General features: G+C 48.9%; 20 protein-coding genes. 14 read left to right on the top strand and 6 right to left on the bottom strand.

The annotated features are described in order from the left end of the window. The first annotated feature begins 335 nt into the window (after window positions 1-335). The 12 genes from Q1B04_RS17740 (at window position 336) to Q1B04_RS17695 (ending at window position 14,426) form a co-directional block, all read left to right on the top strand. Window positions 336-1,040 (top strand): multiubiquitin domain-containing protein, encoded by a 705-nt coding sequence (locus tag Q1B04_RS17740; RefSeq protein ID WP_299761400.1) that lies wholly within the window; start codon window positions 336-338, stop codon window positions 1,038-1,040. Next, window positions 1,024-2,424: a ThiF family adenylyltransferase gene (locus tag Q1B04_RS17735; protein ID WP_299761397.1), complete on the top strand. Its 1,401-nt coding sequence runs from the start codon at window positions 1,024-1,026 to the stop codon at window positions 2,422-2,424. The genes Q1B04_RS17740 and Q1B04_RS17735 overlap by 17 nt, the downstream gene beginning before the upstream one ends. Continuing rightward, window positions 2,421-2,759, top strand: a complete 339-nt coding sequence (locus Q1B04_RS20065) for a DUF6527 family protein (protein WP_366524729.1) — start codon at window positions 2,421-2,423, stop codon at window positions 2,757-2,759. The genes Q1B04_RS17735 and Q1B04_RS20065 overlap by 4 nt, the downstream gene beginning before the upstream one ends. Before the next feature lie 184 nt (window positions 2,760-2,943). Continuing rightward, a complete protein-coding gene (locus Q1B04_RS20060) occupies window positions 2,944-3,261 on the top strand; it encodes a DUF6660 family protein (RefSeq protein WP_366524728.1) in 318 nt (105 codons plus the stop codon). A gap of 111 nt (window positions 3,262-3,372) precedes the next feature. Continuing rightward, window positions 3,373-7,761 carry a CusA/CzcA family heavy metal efflux RND transporter gene (locus tag Q1B04_RS17730; protein ID WP_299761394.1) on the top strand — a complete coding sequence of 1,463 codons (4,389 nt, stop codon included), beginning with the start codon at window positions 3,373-3,375 and terminating at the stop codon, window positions 7,759-7,761. Window positions 7,762-7,782: 21 nt separating this feature from the next. Then, window positions 7,783-8,970 (top strand): efflux RND transporter periplasmic adaptor subunit, encoded by a 1,188-nt coding sequence (locus tag Q1B04_RS17725; protein ID WP_299761391.1) that lies wholly within the window; start codon window positions 7,783-7,785, stop codon window positions 8,968-8,970. A 39-nt stretch (window positions 8,971-9,009) separates the two neighbouring features. Next, on the top strand, window positions 9,010-9,372 hold the full coding sequence (locus tag Q1B04_RS17720) for a YnfA family protein (protein ID WP_299761388.1): 363 nt from the start codon (window positions 9,010-9,012) through the stop codon (window positions 9,370-9,372). A 24-nt stretch (window positions 9,373-9,396) separates the two neighbouring features. Further along, window positions 9,397-9,807 carry a Fur family transcriptional regulator gene (locus tag Q1B04_RS17715; RefSeq protein ID WP_299761385.1) on the top strand — a complete coding sequence of 137 codons (411 nt, stop codon included), beginning with the start codon at window positions 9,397-9,399 and terminating at the stop codon, window positions 9,805-9,807. Between the two features lie 65 nt (window positions 9,808-9,872). Beyond that, window positions 9,873-10,238, top strand: coding sequence for a DUF3703 domain-containing protein (locus Q1B04_RS17710; protein WP_299761382.1), 366 nt, complete (start codon window positions 9,873-9,875; stop codon window positions 10,236-10,238). Window positions 10,239-10,255: 17 nt separating this feature from the next. Beyond that, entirely contained in the window at window positions 10,256-12,283 is a 2,028-nt protein-coding gene (locus tag Q1B04_RS17705; RefSeq protein ID WP_299761380.1) for a heavy metal translocating P-type ATPase, read from the top strand. Between the two features lie 177 nt (window positions 12,284-12,460). Further along, on the top strand, window positions 12,461-13,594 hold the full coding sequence (locus Q1B04_RS17700) for a sodium:calcium exchanger (RefSeq protein ID WP_299761377.1): 1,134 nt from the start codon (window positions 12,461-12,463) through the stop codon (window positions 13,592-13,594). 91 nt (window positions 13,595-13,685) lie between these two features. Beyond that, window positions 13,686-14,426: a ZIP family metal transporter gene (locus Q1B04_RS17695; protein WP_299761374.1), complete on the top strand. Its 741-nt coding sequence runs from the start codon at window positions 13,686-13,688 to the stop codon at window positions 14,424-14,426. Between the two features lie 88 nt (window positions 14,427-14,514). On the opposite strand, the gene Q1B04_RS17690 is transcribed toward Q1B04_RS17695, so the two are convergent. From Q1B04_RS17690 to Q1B04_RS17675, 4 genes are all read right to left on the bottom strand, one after another. Then, a complete protein-coding gene (locus Q1B04_RS17690; RefSeq protein ID WP_299761371.1) occupies window positions 14,515-14,727 on the bottom strand; it encodes a GDCCVxC domain-containing (seleno)protein in 213 nt (70 codons plus the stop codon). Then, window positions 14,727-15,365: a mercuric transport protein MerTP gene (merTP, locus tag Q1B04_RS17685; RefSeq protein ID WP_299761368.1), complete on the bottom strand. Its 639-nt coding sequence runs from the start codon at window positions 15,363-15,365 to the stop codon at window positions 14,727-14,729. Before merTP ends, Q1B04_RS17690 begins: the two co-directional genes overlap by 1 nt. Continuing rightward, on the bottom strand, window positions 15,362-15,745 hold the full coding sequence (locus Q1B04_RS17680) for a metalloregulator ArsR/SmtB family transcription factor (protein ID WP_299761365.1): 384 nt from the start codon (window positions 15,743-15,745) through the stop codon (window positions 15,362-15,364). The genes merTP and Q1B04_RS17680 overlap by 4 nt, the downstream gene beginning before the upstream one ends. A gap of 351 nt (window positions 15,746-16,096) precedes the next feature. Next, the gene (locus Q1B04_RS17675; protein ID WP_299761362.1) at window positions 16,097-16,939 is read right to left on the bottom strand and encodes a transposase; all 843 of its coding nucleotides are present in this window, start codon (window positions 16,937-16,939) and stop codon (window positions 16,097-16,099) included. 117 nt (window positions 16,940-17,056) lie between these two features. Between Q1B04_RS17675 and Q1B04_RS17670 the strand changes: the two genes are divergently transcribed. Further along, window positions 17,057-17,392, top strand: a complete 336-nt coding sequence (locus tag Q1B04_RS17670; RefSeq protein ID WP_116544939.1) for a transposase — start codon at window positions 17,057-17,059, stop codon at window positions 17,390-17,392. Then, window positions 17,278-18,300: an IS3 family transposase gene (locus tag Q1B04_RS17665; protein ID WP_366524731.1), complete on the top strand. Its 1,023-nt coding sequence runs from the start codon at window positions 17,278-17,280 to the stop codon at window positions 18,298-18,300. Before Q1B04_RS17670 ends, Q1B04_RS17665 begins: the two co-directional genes overlap by 115 nt. Before the next feature lie 473 nt (window positions 18,301-18,773). Here Q1B04_RS17665 and Q1B04_RS17660 read toward each other — a convergent pair whose 3' ends face one another. After that, window positions 18,774-20,531: a UvrD-helicase domain-containing protein gene (locus tag Q1B04_RS17660; protein ID WP_299761349.1), complete on the bottom strand. Its 1,758-nt coding sequence runs from the start codon at window positions 20,529-20,531 to the stop codon at window positions 18,774-18,776. Further along, entirely contained in the window at window positions 20,528-22,705 is a 2,178-nt protein-coding gene (locus tag Q1B04_RS17655; protein WP_299761346.1) for an AAA family ATPase, read from the bottom strand. Before Q1B04_RS17655 ends, Q1B04_RS17660 begins: the two co-directional genes overlap by 4 nt. Window positions 22,706-22,779 lie beyond the last annotated feature (74 nt).

Genomic DNA, 22,779 nt, shown 5'->3' with positions numbered 1-22,779 from the left:
ATTTTTTTTACAGTCACCTGCAAAAAAGATTTGTTGCCTAGCATAATATAGTATATGCCAGTTTTAGCATATTAAATAATCACTAAGAAACAATGATAGGCTGATCAAAAACAAAACCCCACCTAGCTAATGGCACAGCTAAATGGGGCATCGGGAACTGAGTTTGGCGACTTGCGTGAGGTTGATCACCTCAGAGCGTTTCCCTGTATAGAATTCGACACAAGGTACAGAGTTGTATCGGGTTTAACAAATACCGTCGTTTTCTGCCTGAGCAGTTCCGCTCCGGGATGCTTTAAAGAAGTGGAGGATTATTTCAACTTTTAAAGCCGAATAGGATGAATAACGAGAAAAGTACTGGTAAACCGGAGCATAAGCCTGGGCCAGAAAACAAGTACCACATATTGGTGGATCGAGACAACATAAAGGTCGATAAAGAGTGTCTCACAGGGCGTGAAATACTTACCCTTGCCAAGAAATCGCCGGTTGAAGGTTATCAGCTAAATGTGAAGAGAAAGGGAGGTAAAGTAGCCAAACTTGGTTACGATGACACCATATGCCTGAGCGAACCGGGTATTGAGAAGTTCCTGACTTTGCCACTGGATCAGAGGGAAGGGGAGGCACTTAGAAGACATTTTGCGCTCTTGGAAGAAGATGAAGAGTTTCTGGAGAGCTTGGAGCTGCCATGGGAGACTGTTAACCTGCAAAATATACTTTGGGTCTTTATTCATGATTACCCTGTAAGAGATGGCTATAACGTTAGTAAGGCCACCTTGGGAGTTAGGATTACTTCGGGCTATCCGGTAGCCCAATTAGACATGGTTTATTTTTGCCCGCCTCTCGGTCGAGCAGATGGGCAGCCTATTGGGGCGCTTTCTCCTCTTTCCCTGGATGGAAAAGTATTCCAGCAGTGGTCTCGTCACCGAACTGGTCAAAACCCCTGGAGGCCCGGTGTAGATAGCCTGAGTACCCATGTGCCTCTGGCTGATTTTTGGTTAGATCAGGAATTCCTAAAGCGCCCGAGCCATGCAGTATCAGCTTAGAGTATCAGGAAACCATTACAAGCAGCTACAGCAGCACCTCTTTCCCGGAGACGGGAAAGAGGCCGTTGCCGTGGCATTATGCGGCCGATATGAACGGGACGGAATATCTATCTTGCTGGTGCACGAGCTCATGCTAATTCCGCACAAGGAGTGCTACCGTGCTGAAGATGTAGTTTGCTGGAAGACTGAAACCATTTTGCCTTTTTTAGAAAAGGCCTCTAAGAAAAATATGGCTATTCTCAAGATACATAGCCACCCAGGAGGATTTCCCGCCTTTTCTGATGTAGATGATGAATCTGATAAAGATCTTTTTTCTTCAGTATTTGGATGGTGTGAGTCAGATTCAGTACATGGGTCTGCCGTTATGCTGCCAGAAGGGAGAATCTTCGGTAGAGTGTTCACCCCAAGATTAGAGTCATTCCCTTTCGATAAAGTATCTGTAGCAGGGGATGAGATAAAAGTTTGGGAACATAATACCTCTTCAAATAGTCCAGATGACTTTGCGGTCCGTACCGCACAAGCATTTGGTGAAGGTACCTATTCAAAATTAAGAAGGCTTAAGGTAGGTGTTGTCGGCTGCTCCGGCACAGGTAGCCCGACCATAGAACAGTTAAAAAGGCTTGGAATAGGGGAACTGGTATTGATTGACCCAGACGAAGTAGAGCATAAGAACCTAAACCGTATCTTGAATACAACTCGGGAAGATGCTAATTTGAGAAGGCTTAAAACAGAAGTCCTGTCCAGTCACATACGGGAAACCGGGTTAGGCACAAAAGTAGTAGCATACCCATTTAATTTGTATGACTCCCCAGAGGCCTTGCAGGAGCTTATTACATGTGATGTCATCTTCGGATGCGTCGATAGCGTTGATGGAAGGCACCTAATTAGCCAGCTAACCAACTTCTATCTTATTCCTTATTTTGATCAGGGTGTAAAGTTAGATGCTGACGGGAAAGGTGGCATTGATAAGATTTCTGGGACAGTACACTTCATCCAACCAGGAAGTTCGTCCTTGCTTAGCCGAGGGCAGTACACCAGGCAGATCTTGTTCGATGAATGCCTAAGAAGGCAGGACCCTGTTGAATACAGTAAGAGGCTTAAGGCCGGTTATGTGCACAACGCTGACGTGGACCGTCCAGCGGTTATAAGTATTAATATGCAAATCAGTAGCATGGCCATCAATGAGTTTCTCAATCGCTTACATTCCTTTAAGAATGAGCCTGCCCGTAATTATGCGCAGGTAAGTATGGATTATAGTGATGGCTCAATTTGCAATGTGGCAGAAGATGACTTACCAGTAGATGACTATCAGGTAATGTGGGCCGGAAGAGGGGATTTATCTACCTTTCTGAGGATGATTGAACTATCTGCTGTGAAGGTATGAAGCAATTTATTAAACTAGTAGAGCAAGCTTATAAGCAGCTTGCTCTATTTTTTCAACCAAGTTACAGCTTTACAATCGCAGATGACTTGCCGGAGAAACTGGAAAAGCACAGAGTCTACATCCTCGGAGAACCTTCTGATCCATGGGCTGTGGCTTTGGAATGCCCTTGCGGTTGCCGCTCAATAATCCAGCTTAACCTCTTAAGGGAAGCTAAGCCCAGATGGAAATACAGTATTTCACATAACAGAGCTATCACAATAAAACCATCTATCTGGCGAAAAGCTGGCTGCAAGAGCCACTTCTTTATAAGGAAAGGGAAAATTGTCTGGGCTTAGATAATTATAAAACTATATATTTATAGTCTTATAACTGGCTATATGTTCAGTGGTGCCTGCCTAAAGTGGAAACCTGCTTTACATAATTAATGATTATGGGAACAAATCAAGCCTCACCACTTCAAGTAACATCATGGCATCAAAGAGAGTACACCTATAAAAATAGTTTCTTACCTTTGTATTCATGAAGTACCCGGCATTCATTTGGGGGATGATTATCTTTCTACTGGCGTGCTTGCCTTGCACGGACAGCGGGACGGTTTATGCCCAGGGTACTGATACAGAACTAAAAGCTGATATAACACACTCAGACGCTGAGCAGGAAGCTGACTTATGTTCCCCTTTATGTGAATGCAACTGCTGCGGAGGCATTACCTTAACTATTCAATTTCAAAAAGTAGCACAACCGCTTGTGCTTCCGCAAGGCACTTACCATCGTAGTTATGTGATTCGTGGGCCTGTGGCTCCGGTCATCCCATTCTGGCACCCGCCTAAAGTTTAACCTATTCCTTTTTTAGAGTAAGAAAACACCCTTTGTTGCCTGTATAGGCGATCAGGAAGGCGTGCGCATACACCTGGTGTATGTGGTATTTTAGGTTAAATCAACACACAAGTGCTAGACAGAATCATTCATTTTTCTATCTACAACAAGCTTATCATCGGCCTTTTCACGCTGGTGCTTGTTGTATGGGGCAGCTATTCCCTAACGCAGCTGCCCATCGATGCCGTACCCGACATCACCAATAACCAGGTTCAGGTTATTACGACCAGCCCTTCGCTGGCAGCCCAGGAAGTAGAACGGCTTATCAGCTTCCCGGTAGAGCAAACGATGTCTACTATCCCCGACATCGAAGAAGTTCGATCCATTTCCCGCTTTGGACTCTCTGTGGTGACCATCGTGTTTAAAGAGCGGGTAGATGTATATTGGGCCAGGCAGCAGGTGGCAGAGCGGTTAGTAGAAGCTGCCGAAAACATTCCCCCTGGAGTGGGCAGTCCCGAAATGTCTCCTATTTCTACCGGCCTTGGAGAGATTTACCAATATGTGGTGCATGCCAAGCCAGGATACGAAAAAAAGTATAGCCCCGTCGAATTGCGCACGATTCAGGATTGGATCGTGCGGCGGCAGCTGCTCGGCACGCCTGGTGTGGCGGAGGTAAACAGCTTTGGTGGCTATCTAAAGCAATATGAAATTGCAGTAGACCCTGACCGGCTGAAGGCGCACAACCTGAGCATTTCGGATGTGCTGGAAGCACTCGAACGCAACAACGGTAATACTGGGGGAGCCTATATTGACAAGAAACCAAATGCGTACTTTGTTCGCAGCGAAGGCCTGATCGAAAGCCTGGATGAAATAGGGAAAGTAGTAGTTCAAAACACCTCGGATGGCACACCGGTGCTTATATCTGATATTGCGCAGGTGCAGTTCGGGACGGCCAACCGGTACGGGGCCTTAACCGACGCAAAAGGCGAAGCTGTCGGCGGTATAGTCATGCTACTCAAAGGTGAGAATACCAACCAGGTAGTGGAGCGCGTGAAAGAGCGCATGTCCCAGATTACCAAGTCACTGCCGGAGGGGGTAGCGGTAGAAGCTTTCCTGGACCGCAGCGAGCTGATTGGCCGGGCGATTAGCACGGTAGAGCGTAACCTGATTGAAGGGGCGCTGATCGTGATCTTTGTGCTGGTGCTGTTCCTGGGTAACTTCCGAGCAGGACTCGTGGTAGCTTCCGTGATTCCGCTTTCCATGCTGTTTGCTATCATCATGATGAACTTGTTTGGTGTAACGGGCAACCTGATGAGCCTGGGAGCCATTGACTTTGGTATCATTGTAGATGGTGCCGTGATCATCGTGGAAGCCACGATGCACCATCTGGGTTTAAGAGGTGGGCAGAAGCTAAACCAGGCCCAGATGGATGAGGAAGTATACGAATCAGCCCGTAAGATCCGCACATCCGCTGCCTTCGGTGAAATCATCATCCTGATCGTGTATTTGCCCATCCTGGTGCTGGTGGGTATCGAAGGCAAGATGTTCCGCCCGATGGCGCTGACCGTATCGTTTGCTATCCTTGGAGCATTTATCCTTTCGCTTACCTATGTGCCGATGATGTCTGCCTTGGTGCTCAGCAAGAACACGGCCCACAAGCGCAACATTTCAGACCGCATGATGGACTTTTTCCAACGGATGTATCATCCGGTTATTCAAGGTGCACTTAAGTTCAAGGCGCTGGTATTACTCCTGGCGGTGGGCTTATTTGCATTGGCTCTGGTTATCTTCTCGCGCATGGGTAGCGAGTTTATCCCTACGTTGGAAGAAGGGGACTTTGCACTGGAAACCAGGTTGCTGACCGGTAGCTCTTTGTCAGAGACGATTGAAAAAGTATCGCTGGCATCCCGCATACTCAAAGAACAGTTTCCGGAGGTAAAAGAAGTCATCAGCAAGATTGGGGCTGCAGAAATTCCTACTGACCCCATGCCGATGGAGGCGGCTGACGTAACCATCCTGCTCAAAGACAAAGAAGAGTGGACCAGCGCAAAGACCAGGGAAGAATTAGCCAGTCAGATGACCGAAGCCCTGGAGGCTATTCCGGGTGTTACGTTTGGTGTTTCCCAGCCGATTCAGCTGCGTTCTAACGAACTTATTTCCGGGGTGCGGCAGGACGTAGGCATCAAGATCTTTGGCGAAGACATGGCCGAGTTAACCCGCTTGTCGCAGGAAGTAGGCCGCGTAGTAGCATCGGTCGAAGGAGCCGAAGATCTCTATGTAGAGCAGGTATCGGGACTTCCCCAGATCGTCGTCAACATTAACCGCGACCAGATTGCCAAGTTCGGGCTGGACGTGGAAACAGTCAATCAAACGATAAATGCTGCATTTGCCGGGCAAAGTGCCGGGATGGTGTATGAAGGGGATCGCCGCTTTGATATAGTGGTGCGCCTTACCCAGGACGAACGGCAGGATATTGATGATGTGCGGCAGCTATACATCACTACTCCAACCGGAGGGCAGGTGCCACTTACCCAGGTGGCTAACATCCAATACCAACAAGGGCCAAACCAGATCCAGCGTGAAGATGCCCAACGACGGATTATTGTAGGCTTTAACGTCCGGGGCCGCGATATAGCCAGTGTTGTGGAGGAAGTACAGGATAAGATTGATCGCGCAGTGCAGCTGCCCGTAGGGTACTTTGTTACCTACGGGGGCCAGTTTGAAAACCTGGAGCAAGCCAACAAGCGGCTCTCGGTCGCTGTTCCGGCAGCCCTGGCACTCATCTTCCTGCTGCTATACCTGACCTTTCGGTCTGTGCGACACTCTCTTTTGATATTTACGGCTATTCCTTTATCTGCTATAGGTGGAGTATTCGCCTTGTGGCTGCGCGGTATGCCCTTTAGCATATCTGCCGGAGTCGGGTTTATTGCTTTGTTTGGTGTAGCTGTGTTGAACGGCATTGTGCTGATTGCCGAGTTTAACAGGCAACGCAAGGAGCACCCAGGTATAAGCCTGCGGGAGGCGGTGTTGAACGGCACAGCTATCCGGTTGCGACCGGTACTGATGACAGCTACCGTGGCATCGTTAGGCTTTTTGCCGATGGCGCTTTCCAGTACGGCGGGAGCGGAAGTACAGAAACCATTGGCTACGGTGGTGATTGGGGGGCTGGTAACAAGCACGTTGCTTACCCTGGTGGTATTGCCTGTACTCTACATCCTGTTGGAGAACTATTACCTGAAACGCAGAAACAATAAATCAGGCGGTGGGAATTTCTCTACAGCTGCTGTTTCCCTGTTCCTGATCCTTGCAAGCTTTGGTTTTCTGTTAAGCTCGGCACCGGCTGCCCTTGCACAAGGTCCTGTGAAGCAGTATACCTTACAGGAAGCAGTGAACCGTGCGCTTGCGCAGAACCCTGCTATAAGTGCTGCCAGCCTAAACGTAAAAAGAAGTCAAACCTTGCAAGGAGCCTCCTGGAATCTGGACAAAACGCAAGTACGGTTCTCAACCGGAAAACTGGCTACAGGTACTTATGACAACGAGATTTCTGTCTCGCAGTCCCTGTCACTGCCGACGCTCTATAGCAGGCAGGCCAAGTTAGCCGATGAACTGATTGAAGTCAGCAGAGTTAATCTTACACAACGCCAGCGTGAAGTGATTCGCGAAGTAAAGCTCAACTATTACGGCCTTGTGTATGCCCTGTCACGGCTACGCTTACTTACCTACCAGGACAGCCTGTATGTACAGTTTTCTAAAGCCGCACAGGTCAGGCTACGCACCGGTGAGACGAACCTGCTGGAGAAAGTAAGTGCGGAAGCACAGCTGTCTGAGGTGCGCAATAACGCTTTTCAGGCGGAAGCAGATGTTGCTGTCTTCCAGGAAAGGCTACAGGCCTTGCTGGTAACCGATACGCTTGTAGCCACAGCCGATACGGTGCTGAACCGGCTTGCTTTGCCTACCATAACCGAAGCGCAACTAGAACAGAACCCAAGGCTTCGCATGGCGCAACAGCAAGTAGCCGTTCAGCAGGCGGAGACCAAGCTTGAGCGCGCGAAGTTGTTACCAGACCTGCAGCTTGGGTATACGAATCGTACCTTAGGGGGCAATCATGCTAACGGTGCTGAAGCCTTCGAAGCGCCACAGGAAGTTTCTGTTGGGGTTGCTGTCCCACTCTGGGTAAAACCACAGAAGCGTCGCATTGAGGCTGCTAAAATACAGGCGGATGTGGCGGAGCTGAACCTGCAGCAAACGCGCAACGAGTTGCGGGCGGATGTCGAAGTAGCCTTACAGCAGGCTCTAAAACTACAAAGTAGCCTAACTTACTATGAAAAGACTGCCTTGCCACAGGCACAGCTTATCATCACCCAGGCCACGAAAGCTTACCGCGCCGGAGAGATCAGTTACCAGGACTACATCCTGAACCTGAACAGGGGACTGGCCATCCGGACCAATTACTTGGAAACGCTTTATGCTTATGACAGAGCTGTCATCGAGTTACACTACATCCTGGAAAATCAACTATAATCACAAGAGAAATCATCCGACATGAAAAGGATCATCTATATCGCATACCTTACCTGCTTTCTAACTCTTGTTTCCTGTGGCAATACAACTGAACCGGCACAGGAAGAGGCGGAAGCACATGAAGAAGAAAGTCCCGATAGGGCAGAACTCACCGCAGAGCAGTATCAGGTCGCAGGGATTGCATTGGGCAAACCCGAAATGCGGAACCTGAGCAACATGCTGACCCTGACTGGAAAGCTGGATTTACCACCGCAGAACATGGCTTCGGTCACTGCTCCGCTCGGCGGGTTTATCCGGAAAACAGAAGTAATGGAAGGTCGCTACGTGAAGAAAGGAGAGTTGCTGGCTACCATTGAAAACCCGGAATTTGTGACCTTACAAGAAGACTACCTGGAAGCCAGAAACCGACTGGATTACCTGGAGCTGGAATACAAACGGCAAAAGGAACTACATGAGGAGCAGGTTACGGCGGCAAAGACCTACCAGCAGACCGTGGCAGAGTATAAAAGCATACAAACGCGGGTACAGGCCCTGCAGGAACGGTTAGCGATTATCGGTATTGCCAACGGTTCATTGCGAAGTGGTCAAATCAAACGTGTTTTACCCCTTTTAGCACCGTTGGAAGGCTACATTACTTTCGTGAATGCGGATGTGGGAAAATACGTAGCGCCCACAGACGTGCTATTCCGCATTGCAGATACCGACCACATGCACGTAGAGCTGACAGTGTTCGAAAAGGATTTGGCCTCCTTAAAAAAGGGGCAGAAAGTACATTATTCGCTTCCGGGTGAAACAGTTGTGAACCATCAGGCTACGATCTACCTGATCGGTAAAGAGATCAGCCCGGAACGGACCGTGCAGGTGCATGCGCACATGGAAGAAGAAGACAAAGACCTGGTACCCGGCATGTACGTGCAGGCCCAGGTAGCGCTGGATAACCGGCAGGTACTGGCTTTACCGGAGGCGGCAGTTGTGCAGGAAAACAACAGCAGTTATGTTTTTCTGTACACTGGTCAGGCAAAGGAAGGGGATGCTGTGATGAAGCAGTTCCGCATGGTGCCTGTAGAACGCGGTATGGAAGAAGGTGGCTTTGTACAGATAGCCTTTCCAGCCGGAGTCGATACGGCAGCCAGTAACTTTGTAACGAAAGGAGCGCACTCGCTGCTTGCTAAAATGCGAAACGCCGAAGAAGAAGGTGGCCATCATTGATAGGCCGAAAAAGGAAAAGTTAGCGCAGAGCTAGCACACATGCTGCAGAGCAGCTTCAACAGAAGAGCAGAAATGGAAATTTTAAAATCATTAGGTATTTTCTTTTTAGCAGGCCTGTGCGAAATCGGTGGCGGCTATATGGTGTGGCAATGGCTGAAAGAAGACAAACCACTATGGTATGGGGCATTAGGAGCTATTGTTCTCGTGCTGTACGGGGTAATAGCCACCTGGCAAACGGCTAGCTTTGCCAGGGTCTATGCCACCTATGGGGGGATCTTTATCATTATGTCATTGGCTTGGGGCTGGAAAGTGGACGGCCACAGACCCGACAGATGGGATGTTATCGGTGCTATGATTGCGCTTTTGGGCGCTTGCATCATCATTTACATGCCGCGAAAATAAAGGAAACGATGAATGAATAGAACTATGCTTCAAAAAATAGAAAATGCACTGCATCAAAAAAATATAAAACCAACTGCCATGCGCCTGTTGGTGCTGGACTTCCTTTTTAAACAACAGGCTGCAGTGAGTCTAAACGATCTGGAAGCAGCTTTTCACCGCGCCGACCGCATTACGTTGTACCGCACCCTGAAAACCTTCGAAGAAAAGGGACTGGTGCATAGTATTGTGGATGGAACGGGTTCGGTAAAGTACGCACGCTGCGAAGAGGGTTGTGAATGTGCTCCTGAGGACTTGCACGTGCATTTTCATTGTAACTTATGTAATGAAACCTATTGCCTGCCCAAGGCCCGTATCCCGGAGATTGCCTTGCCCGAGAACTTCAAGACCGAAGAAATCAGCCTGATCATGAAAGGCACCTGCGCCAGCTGCTCTTAAACATTGCAATGCAGTTGCAGGCAAAGAGTCAGTAATATTGTAATAGAAACTTAAAGGACGCCACTATGAAGTTTAACTGGAACATGCCTGCTAAGCTCCGACCTTCTTACCAGCAAGAGCTAGCTGCTTACTATACTAGTTGGGACAAGGGACACGTACTGCAAGCATGGCAACATTTGGAACGAGCGCATATTCTGGGACAACCATACCCACTAGCACATACTGCTGTGCATTGGCAGATGCTTCTGTTTGGTTTCAAAACAAGAAACTCAAGAGAAGTCATTGGGCAAGTACCGCGCTTGCTAGTAGGCGGCATTAAATCCTGGGCCGGGATGATTCCGCTCGGCAATACAGGTGGAGCAAACGTACCACCACTAAAGCCTCTACCAATCCCAGAAGATTTGCAGCAGATTATAGATGCTGCCCATTAACTATAAATACAAGAACTATGGATAAGAACGCTGAAACAACTAAAAACATAGAAGAAGATTTTAAACCACTAGAGATTACTTCTCCCCGGACCGCTGAAGCTCCTGGCCCCAATGTAGGCGCAGAGTGCTGCTCAGCAGATGGTAAAACAAAGATGCAAGGGGCTGTAGACCATGCGCATGCCGAAGAAGAAGCCAAGTCTTCTTATGTGCCTACGGTATTAAGTTTACTCCTGCTACTGGGCGGCATTCTACTGGACTATCTGGATACCCCTTGGTTTACAGGAAATGTACGTCTAGCAAGTTATGGTATTGCTTATGTGCTTGTTGGCTGGCGGGTGGTATGGCATGCCATCAAAAGCTTGCGGTCGAGTTTCTTTAACGAGTTTTTCCTAATGACCATGGCCACCCTTGGTGCTTTCTATATTGGAGAGTATGCCGAAGGAGTAGCCGTGATGTTATTTTACGTGATTGGAGAGCATTTCCAGGAAGCAGCGGTACTACGCTCCAGGCGCTCCATCAAAGCGCTTATTGACAACCGACCGGATGAAGTGGGTGTGGTTACTGCCAATGGCGTGGTTATCAGAAAAGCGAAAGAGGTACAAATAGGCGAGGTCGTGCAGGTGAAAGCCGGTGAAAAGGTAGCGCTGGATGGCGAGTTACTGACTGAACGCGCTTCTTTTAATACCGCGGCCCTGACAGGGGAATCCAAACCGGATACTAAGGCTAAAGGCGAAACAGTGCTGGCAGGCATGATCAACCTGGACCAAGTGATCGAACTCAAGGTCACTTCTGCCTATGAGAACAGCGCCTTGTCAAAGATCCTGAAATTGGTGGAAGAAGCGGGTAGCCGCAAGGCCAAAACCCAGCAATTTATTACCAAGTTTGCCAAAGTATACACGCCGATCGTTTTTTTCCTGGCGGTGGGGCTAACGTTTATTCCCTATTTCGTCTTCGACAGCTACGATTTTAACCAGTGGCTGTACCGGGCGCTGATCTTCCTGGTCATATCTTGTCCGTGTGCGCTTGTGATTTCTATACCGCTGGGCTATTTTGGTGGCATTGGGGCTGCCTCGCGCAATGGTTTGCTGTTCAAAGGCTCTAATTTCCTAGACCTAATGACGCAGGTAGACACCGTGGTAATGGACAAAACCGGAACGCTCACCGAAGGCGTTTTCCAGGTGCAGAAAATTGAGTCGGTACTGCCCGATAAAGCATGGTTTTTATCTGCTGTGGCCGCATTGGAGAGCAAGTCTACCCATCCGATTGCCCAGGCTGTTGTTGCCGAGGCAGGGCAGGCCTATCGACAACATGCCGTAAGCCAGGTAGAGGAAATTTCAGGCCATGGCTTAAAGGGTATTGTAGATGACAAAGAGCTGCTAGTGGGGAATGGAAAACTGCTGGATAAGTTTGAGGTCGGGTATGACCCGAGTATAAAAGAGATTGTAGAAACCATTGTATTGGTAGCTGTGGATGGTGTTTATGCGGGTTACATTACCATTGCCGACAAAACGAAAGCAGATGCGCCTCTGGCTGTTAAGAAAATGCGGGAGCTGGGTGTAAAGAAATTGGTGATGCTCTCGGGGGATAAAGACTCCATTGTACAGAAGGTGGCCAAAGAGTTACATCTGGATGAAGCATATGGCGGGCTGCTGCCCCAGGACAAGGTAGCCCATGTAGAAAAATTAAAAGCAGAAGGCAGAACAGTGGCCTTCGTAGGCGATGGCATCAACGATGCTCCTGTGATCACGCTAGCCGATGTAGGGATGGCGATGGGTGGCCTTGGTTCGGATGCTGCCATTGAGACGGCAGACGTGGTTATTCAAACAGATCATCCTGCCAGAATAGCAACTGCGATCAAGATTGGCAAGAAGACAAAGCAGATCGTATGGCAAAACATTGCGCTCGCTTTCGGGGTGAAGGCAATCGTGCTGATTTTAGGTGCTGGTGGGCTGGCGACAATGTGGGAAGCCGTATTTGCCGACGTAGGGGTAGCTTTTTTAGCTATCTTAAATGCAGTGCGGATACAACGCACTACGTTTGATTAAACTGCATATGACCTAATCGTTGAGCCTATAGAGTCTGTTTCTGGTGGACTGCTGGTGTTTCAGGAACCCTTGACCACAACAGGCGTACAAAAAGCAGCACCTGTAACTTAACGCTGTTATGATGACTATTAGAAGTAGTCTTACCTGCTTTACATACCAGCTGAAAGGAGGTACTGTATGAGTACCTGGCTTTGGGCGCTTGTGCTGATTGCAGCCGTTTGGGCGGCGCATTGGGGAGCAGAGCACCTTGCAAAGCCCCTGAAAAAGCTCAGAAAGCAGTGGGGGTTCTCAGTGGCCGCGGGTGGCGCTTTAGTTGGCTTGGCAGCTGCCAGCCCCGAGATTGGCATCAATGTGGCCAGCTCTATTACAGGCGTAGCTGACATCGGTCTGGGGGCTATGTTTGGTTCCAACGTAATTGCCATCCCCTTTATGGTCATCACTGCCTACATTGCTACCCGCCACCTTAAGAAGGAGAATGCCGACAAGAACCATGAGCAGCACGTCAAGGAGCATTTGGTGAAGGTGGACCCCACCGCTGTCACAGTGCAGGCTATTCCCTATCTTGTAATTGTAGCTATCGTGGCTATCCTTACAGTACCAGCACAATGGCGGGGACTGCAGCCGATAGACGGCTGGATCATGCTAGGGGTGTACATAGTGTACCTGGCGCAAGCGCTTATGCGTGGTAAGGGCGAAGGAGAAAAGGTGGAGTGGAAAAAGAAAGAGATTTATTTAGCGGTGGCTGGGCTTGCAGCTTTGGGGCTAGGTGCTTTCTTCACGGTAAAGGCCACTGAAAATATCGTCTCTGCTCTGGGTATCTCTAAGATTGTGGGTGGCTTGTTCATTACGGCTCCCATGGCCGCTTTGCCAGAGGTATTCGCCACCTGGAGTGTGGCCAGAACAGGGCAGATCACCTCTGCAGTAACCAGTGTAATCGGAGACCATGCCGTTACGCTGACAGTCGCTTTTCTCCCCCTTGCCTTAGTCACTGTACCTGTTGAAGACCTGACCCTGTATGTCACGGTTTTGAGCTTTGCTGGACTTGTGGGCATTCTCTATGCCGCCTTCATCCACTGGGGAGGTCCTGGTAAAGAACACGGCTTCAACCGCTGGCAGGTATTTGCCTTGGGAGCTGTCGTGCTGGTTTATGTAGGGGTCATGCTGTTTGCGGTGCTCCAGGTGTTTAGCAGATCATCAGACGAAGGGGCAAAGTATAATGAAGCATTAAAATTGGATAAGAATGACTACTTCGAGGACGGGAAGTTTTATAGAGCAGTAGCCAAGTTGGATTACAAATATGCAGGTGACTGAAAAAGAGTTTGTCGAACTCTACAAGGAGAGTGGCAGCAGCTCTATGAAATAAAGGAAAGCAACTAGACAGTTCATACCAGTTTCAATTTGTATGAGTGACTTTTTACAGGTTTTAATGTATGCAGCCATGCCGGCAGTAGGCAATTTCTTGGGGGGAATTCTGGCTGAGTTGTTTAACGTATCTGAAAAGACGCTCAGCCTAGCTCTACACCTGGCGGCAGGCATTATTCTGGCGGTGATCGGAATAGAGCTGATGCCGGAGGCACTGGATGCAGATCCCCCTTACTTTCCCATTCTGGCTTTTGTTGGGGGTAGTGCCTTTTTTGTGCTGCTCGACAGGTCCATTGAATATGTTCAGGGCAGATTCGGCGGAGAGACTAAAAAAGGGATGAGCGCAGCGATCGCCATCTACATCGGCGTGGCCATTGACTTATTTAGCGACGGTATTATGATCGGCACAGGATCAACGGTGGCCGCCAGTCTTGGGCTTCTGCTGGCAATAGGGCAGGTGCCGGCAGATATTCCGGAAGGATTTGCCACCATCGCCACCTTCAAATCAAAGGGAGTGAGTCGGAAGAAGCGGCTACTTCTTTCGGCTTCGTTTGCCATACCCATCTTCTTGGGGGCAACAGTAGGGTACTGGGCGGTAAAAGATAGTTCTGAGGTAGTGAAACTGAGCCTGCTGGCTTTTGTGGCCGGTATCCTGCTCACGGTTGCCATCGAGGAGATGCTTACGGAGGCGCATGACCGTCCGGACTCGAAGTGGGCAGCCTTGTTTCTATCAGGAGGCTTTGCCTTATTTACCTTCCTTTCTGTTTATCTGGGGGAGTAGAATGCTATAATGTCCCCCAGAATCTGGGTGTAATGGGAAGTGGTTGAGAAAAATATGATAACGGGAACACACCACAAACTAGCTTTGACTAACTGCAGCAGCTCTTGTCTTCCTGGATGGGCGGGCATGGCACGCTGCCGTAGCTACAGAACACGCAGCAATCACCTTGCTTTGGCTTCAAAACGATTTGGCATGATTCGCACTCATAGAAGTACTGGCAAGCGTCCGTAGGCATTTGCTCTTCCTTCTGGTGCCCGCAGTTGGGACAGGTAATGGTGGACTGGAGTATAGTAGTAGCCATTATTTCTTCTTCGTTTCGGTCACTTCGTAGCCTGTGGCTAGCACTGCTTTTTCAATCTGCTTCACGTCTGTCTTGGTCTTGTCAAACTGCACCAGCGTATTGCCGTCGGCGTAGGAAGTCTTCACCTTCAGGATACCAGCCAGCTTGTTCACTTCGCTGTTCACGTGCCCTTCGCAGCCAGCACAAGTCATGCCCTTAATCTTTACTTCTACCGTCTGGACGTTTGCCTTGTCAGCGGTTGTCTGCTGGCCTTGCGTCTGTGGATAGAAGACATGGGCGTAGGAAGGAAAAGCCAGCATCACGGCGGCAAATACAGTTATAATGGAGAGAAAGGTTTTGGTTTGCATAAAGTTGGGTTTAGAGTTGGTTTCACAATCACAGGCAATCTTACTGGTAGGCTTCAGCCTCTGATACCAGGCAAAGCCCAATGCCAGCGCCGTTAAGCCTATGAGGTAGGGGCGCAGCGGCTCCAGCCATGAAAGGGATGCGGCCATGCTGCTGGTGCCCGCCACGATGGCCAGCATAGGCGCAATACAGCAAAGCGAGGCGGCAACGGCAGACACAAGGCCTGTCCCGAGCCAGACTTTTGCAGCGGGCGTTTCTCCCCTATTTGTAGAAGGTATTTTCTGGCTTTTCATGTGGTGGTGTTTATAGTAGCGTATGTAAGCAATTCAAAGTGGGGCTGGAGCAGCTTCTGGGCCTCAGGGGTAAGCGTATAGAAAATCGTTTGACCTGATTTCTTTGCTGTGATAAGACCACCTTCCTTCAGCTTGCGCAGGTGCTGCGAAATGGAGGGAACAGTCATGGTAAGAATGTCGCTTATGTCGCATGGGCACAGTTCCCCTTCCTCTTTGAGAAGAAAAAGTATTTTCAGGCGAGCCTCATTTCCAACCAGGCTCAGGGCGCTAGAAAGAAATTGAATAGGGTCCGTTAAGTCCTCTATTTTCCTTCTGAAGGAGCTTATCTGTTTTTTATTGGCATAAACCCTTATGCAAGGTGACTGTTTCTCTTGCTCCATTTGAAGGTGTTTTTCTGGTACAGGTAATTTATACTACAAAAGTAGAATAAATTTACTATTTAAGTAAATGCTTAAATACATCCATTGCCCGATTTTATTTGATATACAAGGCAGAGTAGTAATTGGAGGACTTGGAAGGTTAATGCTTTGTGAGCTCTAGAGCGGACAATATTTTCTACTCACGTAGTAGCGTTATTAAAGAAGGTCTGTATTCAACGGTAACCTAGCAATGGTATAGGTTTATTCAATGTATCATAAAACGACCGTGGCTGTTGCACAACTCCTTCTCCCTATTGCCTTCTCTGATTCTTTGCACCCAAAAAAGCTGCTCCGGCTCTGGCCTTATTAGTTTCAGTTGGATGAGAGCATAAAAGAACAGCCTGAAAAAGCCTGGATGTATTCTCTTTCCAGCGCCATAGCCATGCTGACTGCCTTGCTTGGCTTGAATTTCATGTACTTTTTGAGATTGAAGGCAACCGCAGCCAGGAGCATAACCTTGTGCGCCCCTGACTTACCCAGCACATTGATTCTTCGCAGGCCATAGTGCTGCACCAGGCTCCCGAAGACCGGCTCCACCGTGCTCTGTCGAAGCCTTCTCATCTGCATTCCGCGCCTGCTGTGCTGCCGGGCGTATGCCCGCTGGTACTGCTCGTCATAGGCGGTGCGGGTAATCTTCCGGCACCGTCCCTTTGGGGCACAAGTAGGTTTAGAGGGACACTGCCGGCAGTCACAGGGCGCTGCCCAATAGTTTTTCAACAGCCTGCCGTCGGGTGTGCGGTCGAAGCCCTTGAAAGGAAGCGGCTTACCCATCGGACAGATGTATTGGTCATTCTCCTTGTCATAGGCAAAGCCGGCTATCTCCGGCTTGTACATCCCAAACACGGGGATCCAGCCTGTAATGCCCTGCTGCTCTAACATGTAATAATTGGAACCGTTGGAGTAGCCGGCATCGGCCAGCAGGTCCTGCAGGAGCAAGCCGTTGGCTTTCATCCTGCTTTGCACCTGCATCACCAGGGAAGGCAGGTGCTGGCTGTCACGGCCATCGGCGAAGTCTGCCTGTACATGGGAGATAACGCCTTTGGCCGTATCGACAGCCAGGCTGCAATGGTAGTTGAGCTTCCTGGCTTTGCCGGGTTTGACGGAGATGCGAGCATCGGGGTCGTGCGGGGAGTAGTGCGTCTTGTTGCTAAGCAACTGCGCCTTTTCATTCGATGACCCGATGGCTCCTGTTGGCCGCTCGTTTAGCCGCTGCTGACGCTTTTCCAGCTGCTTGTCTAGTCCTGATATAGGTTGACAAAAAAGTCAACGAAAATGAAGGACAAAGCATTAAGAGAACGTATTGTAGCTGAGTATCTCACCTCCGGGCAGAGCTACCGGGAAGTGGCCGACAGATGTGGTGTTGATTACCGTAGCCTCCACCGTTGGGTTAAGGAGTACCAAGGGCGCATGAAAAAACCACACAAAATCAGAAGGGCCAGACTGCTGCGGGAACTGCCTACAGACAGGCTACCAACCGATGTCGAGACCCTGCAATCGGAGCTGCGCAAAGCCAGGCTCTACAACCAGGCCCTTCAGGAGGCCATCCTCATAGCCGAGGAGGAGCTCGGAGCCCCCATCCTAAAAAAGTCTGGTACCAAGCAATCCTGAGAGTAGAGCAAAGAACGCCCTTCCAAGCAGTTGGAGTGCTTTGCCGCTTGTTTGGTTACAGTAGACAGGCGTACTACCGGCATCTCAAAGCCCGGCAGCGGCAAGCGCTGCAAGAGGACTTGCTGGTGCAAGAGGTGCTGCGAATCCGGCTCACGCAGAAGCGGCTGGGGGTGCGCAAGCTGCTGGTGATGATGTCCCCTTTTATGGCTGCCCATAGCATTGAAATAGGCCGGGACGCCTTTTTCGAGCTGCTGCGGGGGCTCGATCTGCTGGTCAGGAGGCGAAGGCGCTACCGGCCCCAGACCACTTTCTCTGGGCACTGGCTGCACAAGTACGAGAACCTGGCCGTGGGTTTTGTGCCAAAGGCGGCCGGGCAGCTGTGGGTGAGCGACATCACCTACATCCACCTGGAGGAGGGCTTTGCCTACCTGAGCCTTGTGACCGACGCCTACAGCCGCAAGATCGTCGGTTTTTACCTAAGCCAGGACCTTGCGGCCATCGGCTGCATCCGGGCTCTGGAGATGGCCCTTGCCAGCTGCCCCATGCAGGGCTACCTGATTCACCACTCCGACAGGGGTATCCAGTACTGCAGCCAAGGGTATGTCAGGCTGCTGCAGGAGCGGCGCATTGCCATCTCCATGACGCAGAGCGGCGACCCGCTGGAGAACGCGCTGGCCGAGCGGGTGAACGGGGTGCTCAAGCAAGAGCTCCTGGAGACGCTGTATCCTGACTTCGCGGCGGCCCGGCTAGCCGTGGCCACGGCAGTGAGCGTCTACAACCATCAGCGCCCGCACTCGAGCGTGGACATGCTCACGCCAGGGGAGGCGCACGGAAGAACCGGCGAGCTGAAGAGACACTGGAAAAACTATTATGCCACCAAGAAGGGAAAGGAGGTGCCCCTGCAATAAAGTGCAACTTCTGAGGGGCATGGCAAGAAGAAATGTCGCTGCCAGAACTCCTTGCCTGTGGTGGAGGTATAAGGGTGTAAAGGGTTGGCAGGATTAAGCACTAGCTGTCAACCTGGTGTAGGATTTACAATGTTAACTGTCAACTTTTTTCAGGACGAGTCAAGGACAAGACACTCGAACATTGCGTTTCAAAATACGGCGGTAAAATGAGTTTGTGGATGCTAAAAACCGAAAGCTGCAAAAAAATGAAGCATACAACGATTTAAATTCTCATTTTGCTGTCTCACGAATTAAATCCTGGATTTGTTTCGTGAGATGAGTAGCCGAGACTCTAGTTCTGATTTTGACAGGTTTTGTGCTTGCCAGCAGACCTTACGCAGTGCTTTACCTTCGTCAGATTATCACAAAATTACTATATATTTATTGGCTTATAATTAATCTTATGTAAAATAGAAGTAAAGAACATACATTCTTTATACATGAAGGGCATGTACATTTTCACTTCCAAACCATTTGGATAAAGAAGTAAGGGCGTCGTTAGAAAGCTCTTGCGTAAAGAGGATGGTTAATCTTTTTTTAGGGCGTGAGCAAGCAACATAGAATAGGTTTCTGCTCCTCTCAAACGTTTCCTCCTTTCCTGCAGGGATTCCGGAATTCTCCCACTCCAGCATCTGATTCCAGTTATACTGATTCCAGCCCCTCCCACACACTATCACTACATTCTCAAACTCAGCGCCCTTCACACCGTGCTTAGTTGAGAAAATAGTCTTGTCATCAATGTATTTGGACAGTGCATTAAGCTCCCTGTATGGTACTGCTTTAAGTGTCTCCGTACGCTCAAGGAGTTTTATATCATCTTCCGAACGATCTTCCACAGGAGTGTCTATTATTTGGCTGAGCTTCCTTTCCTTTTGCTCCAGCTTTGCAGGAAGCCTAGGCTTCTGTGTGTTTTTCAAGAGGTCTATCACATCTCCAATCGTACCAGTTTCCTTTAAGGCCAGGAGACTTCGCAGATCACGGTTCCAGTCAGCCTTCTCCGCATGGTTCCTGATCCTAGGAGTTAAGTTGAAGGCTCTGAACATTTCACCAAACTCTCCTCGCTCAAAATAACTGCAACCAAGCTCCACCGTGTCCACTAAGAATGCTATGTAGTCATTACCTTTCTTTAGATAGTCATCTGGATCGCCAAATACCGAAGCCAGTTGGCTGTAGCCTTGCTCTGCCGCCAACACGTTGTTTGTAAGCATGAGTATTTTAGTTTTGCCTTGGGAAAAATGCCACCCATTTTCACTAAGGTGTGCTTTTAAGGACTCCAGAAACTGGTGTGCATCAGCTGGTGGAAGGTCTCCGGCCCAATGAGCACCTGTTTGCCTTGAGCCTGCCCAGCTGTTTGAATGGAAAACTTGTACCTCGCCTTCTGAATTAGGGTCGCTTACGTGCTGAACCAGGTCCGGCCTAATTTTATTAAGAGATTCAACGATTAAGCGGTCAGAGCGAAAATTAGCGTTTTTGCCTATCACCTCTAAAGCGCCTACAGAGGAGGACACCAATCCACAAGATGCCGATCCGTAGATCTTCTGCCAGTGATCTCCAAACAAACCGATCAATGGTCCTTGTCCAGTTTCGATAAATTGGGTTTTAAATGCTTCCGCAAGGTACTTGTTAGTATCCTGGTACTCATCAATTAGGATGATTGGAAAGCGGCTGGCCAGGATCAGCTTGAATTTATGATCATGCAAGAGATAAACCATAAGTTTAATCACATCATCATGATGCAGGAATATCTCACTGTCTGTGACCTTAGGATAGCCGAGAGTGTAAGTGACGGTTCTGCAACCTACTCCGCCGACTTCATCAATCCTTGCCCGCCACTTATCGCTTAATTCCGGAATACGACTGCGCAGGACTTTCTGGAAATCTCTAATGACGCTCCAACTGAAAGCGTGAATAGTCTCAGCTAAAACAACAGGGTGATTGTCTGTTCGAGCCTTGATTTCTTCCTTGGCTACGTTTGTATATGTGATGCATGCAATGCTCTGGTTCTTATTGTGGAAGGCAGCTCCTCTTGTGTCTATTAAATGCCTTAAAGCTTTGACTAAAGTATATGTTTTCCCTGCTCCCGCGCCAGCTTCAAGCCGAAAGCTTTTCCCCTCATCTATGGCCTTGAAAACTTTCCCTAAAGCTTGGGTTGCCGCTTGCTCTGCGGGGCTCACTGCTTCTTGTCCGGTCATATTGCTGATGCGGTGATGTTAACTGGTGCATGGTCTGAGGAGGTCGGCTTTTCAGAGAGCCACAGCAGCCCCTCCTTTATGTAAAGCGGGACTTGCCACGTTGTTTGGTCCAGCGCATACTCCAAGGCAAAATTCGTCTTTTCAATGCCTTGTGCCTTCTCATAAGCTTTCTCCTCAAGCTCTGTGGCATGGAAGCCAGCTAAACCAAACAATGCCAGATTTGCCAGTATAAAAGCATCTTCAAAGCTTCTGGCACAAGCTGTTGCTTCTTTTTCAGGAATTTGATAAGCTATTCGCCTGAACCCACTGATTTTTTCAGCGGCAGACTTTTGTTTTACCGTGTTAAGGTAATCTTGATCTGCTGCCTGTGGGGGAAACCAGTTTTTGATTGACGCATTGGAAGTACCCGTGCCGCTAGAGACCCTGCTTGCTTTATAAACTACGCGCCCCCCAGTCTTGGATTGCTCCCTCATGACAGCATCCAGATCAGTAATAACAAGGGTCCGAAGCTCTAGAAAGTCTAGGAATTTGTAGAAGTGGTGCGCATAAGCGCCTCCTACCTCTATCACGGAGATATACTGGCTCAAGAGTCCTGGCTCTTCAGCCGCTTCTGCATGAACCTTTTCCACTAATCGGGGCATCAAGAGTCGTTCTGTAGGGCCTTCAATTAGAATTGCCTTGTCCGCAAAAAAGAGATCGCATCGAGTCAGGGTTAGGTACTTGTGCAAAAACTCCTTGTCTGGCGCTGAGTCACTTGAAACGAACGCAGCCTTTAGATCCTTAACCTTTGTCTTTCCATTTTGGGAAGTTAGGAAGTAACGTATTGACTCAAACTTAGCTTCGTTTGCTATATGGGTCGAGTGCGTGGTAACCACGAACTGGACAGGCCACGGCTCACCGTTGTTCAATGTGTCGGAGAATATCGTGGCTATTTCACTAAGCTGCTTGATGAAGACCTGTTGCATTTGAGGATGCAGGTGAGCTTCCGGTTCTTCGATAAAAATAACATAAACGCTTGGCTTGATAAGCTTCGTTTGGTAGTCTCTGAAGAAGTCAAAGAGCTGGAACAGCATGTATATTAAATTTCTGGACCCAAGACCGTTGTAGCTTTCAGGCAGAAACAGCCCGCCACCTTTTCCGTATCTAATCCTGGTGTGGCTTTCAAGAATGTTGCTGACATTCAAGGTCGTTTCTGTGCTTAGATTTGGATCAGTCAATCCTGGGTAGCCAAATATCTGCAGCGCAGGGAGAAGCTCGTCGAGCCTCTTGCTGAAATCCTCATCGACTTTCTCCTGAAGATCCTTGATGACAGCTTCCAGTGCGTCGGATTTGACGCGCAGATCAGGCGGAGCGGAAGCCGTGTTCGCAGTTTTAAACAACTTGCTTAACACTTTCCCCAGCACATCTTTTTCAGTATGTGTGATGTCATCCAAGCCTCTTTGTGCGTTTATGAACCCAGCCCCTATCAAATTTTTAAACTTGGAGAATTCTACGGTGGTACAGTTACTCGGATCAGTGGGGTCAACTGCCAGTACCTCCAGCTTGAACAGCTGAGGAATCCTTTCTCTGATCAGTTTTACCGCCGTTGGAAACTCAGCATCAGGAGTATCCGGAATTCCAGCAAAGAGAGCATCAATTTTATCATTCCCTAACCGGTACCTGACTAGAACAATCGCATCGGTGCACTCTGGGTCCAAATCGATGATAAATTCGCTTAGTGGTCCAAAATCGCCTGAAGAGGCCTCATATGAAATAGTGACATAAAGCTCTATAGCTGGTATTGCTGCCATTATCTCTGCTTCCTCGGCTCCCTCTAGCTTTTTAGCCAAAGCATTTCTGAATCCTGCTATAGAGGATATGCTGAAATCTTCCAATGAAAACGATGGCGCTTTATCCGATAACAGTCTTCTAAAAATTTCCGTGAGTGATGTTTTACCTGAATTGTTTCTTCCTACAATCACAGTAGGGGCCTTCTCGAGAGACATTGTTATGTCGTTTAGGAGACGGAAGTTTTTTACTTCTATTTTACTGATCTGCATTGATAAGGTGTTAACTTCTATAGCCAAAAGCGCTCCTAAAGTGGGGCAGGGAATGAAAAACAGTGCACTTTTATCTGCTGTCGATTTATGCACTTCTTCAAACTTTAAATAAAACAATTCAACATAAATAACCAAAGCTCATAGAAGGATATTCATGATGAAGGTTAACCGATTCCCTGTTAAGTTCTATGTTCTTGATGCTTAAGACC

The sequence above is a fragment of the uncultured Pontibacter sp. genome (assembly GCF_947495565.1).
Taxonomy (GTDB): domain Bacteria; phylum Bacteroidota; class Bacteroidia; order Cytophagales; family Hymenobacteraceae; genus Pontibacter.
This window is presented reverse-complemented; position numbering and strand designations above follow the sequence as displayed.

Excerpts from the sequence above, each read along its gene's own strand:
- merTP (WP_299761368.1), bottom strand. The coding sequence starts at position 15,365 with ATGAAAAGCCAGAAAATACCTTCTACAAATAGGGGAGAAACGCCCGCT.
- Q1B04_RS17660 (WP_299761349.1), bottom strand. The coding sequence starts at position 20,531 with ATGACCGGACAAGAAGCAGTGAGCCCCGCAGAGCAAGCGGCAACCCAA.
- Q1B04_RS17710 (WP_299761382.1), top strand. The coding sequence starts at position 9,873 with ATGAAGTTTAACTGGAACATGCCTGCTAAGCTCCGACCTTCTTACCAG.
- Q1B04_RS17700 (WP_299761377.1), top strand. The coding sequence starts at position 12,461 with ATGAGTACCTGGCTTTGGGCGCTTGTGCTGATTGCAGCCGTTTGGGCG.
- Q1B04_RS17715 (WP_299761385.1), top strand. The coding sequence starts at position 9,397 with ATGCTTCAAAAAATAGAAAATGCACTGCATCAAAAAAATATAAAACCA.
- Q1B04_RS17690 (WP_299761371.1), bottom strand. The coding sequence starts at position 14,727 with ATGGCTACTACTATACTCCAGTCCACCATTACCTGTCCCAACTGCGGG.
- Q1B04_RS17705 (WP_299761380.1), top strand. The coding sequence starts at position 10,256 with ATGGATAAGAACGCTGAAACAACTAAAAACATAGAAGAAGATTTTAAA.
- Q1B04_RS17720 (WP_299761388.1), top strand. The coding sequence starts at position 9,010 with ATGCTGCAGAGCAGCTTCAACAGAAGAGCAGAAATGGAAATTTTAAAA.
- Q1B04_RS17740 (WP_299761400.1), top strand. The coding sequence starts at position 336 with ATGAATAACGAGAAAAGTACTGGTAAACCGGAGCATAAGCCTGGGCCA.
- Q1B04_RS17670 (WP_116544939.1), top strand. The coding sequence starts at position 17,057 with ATGAAGGACAAAGCATTAAGAGAACGTATTGTAGCTGAGTATCTCACC.
- Q1B04_RS20060 (WP_366524728.1), top strand. The coding sequence starts at position 2,944 with ATGAAGTACCCGGCATTCATTTGGGGGATGATTATCTTTCTACTGGCG.
- Q1B04_RS17680 (WP_299761365.1), bottom strand. The coding sequence starts at position 15,745 with ATGGAGCAAGAGAAACAGTCACCTTGCATAAGGGTTTATGCCAATAAA.
- Q1B04_RS17735 (WP_299761397.1), top strand. The coding sequence starts at position 1,024 with ATGCAGTATCAGCTTAGAGTATCAGGAAACCATTACAAGCAGCTACAG.
- Q1B04_RS17725 (WP_299761391.1), top strand. The coding sequence starts at position 7,783 with ATGAAAAGGATCATCTATATCGCATACCTTACCTGCTTTCTAACTCTT.
- Q1B04_RS17695 (WP_299761374.1), top strand. The coding sequence starts at position 13,686 with ATGAGTGACTTTTTACAGGTTTTAATGTATGCAGCCATGCCGGCAGTA.
- Q1B04_RS20065 (WP_366524729.1), top strand. The coding sequence starts at position 2,421 with ATGAAGCAATTTATTAAACTAGTAGAGCAAGCTTATAAGCAGCTTGCT.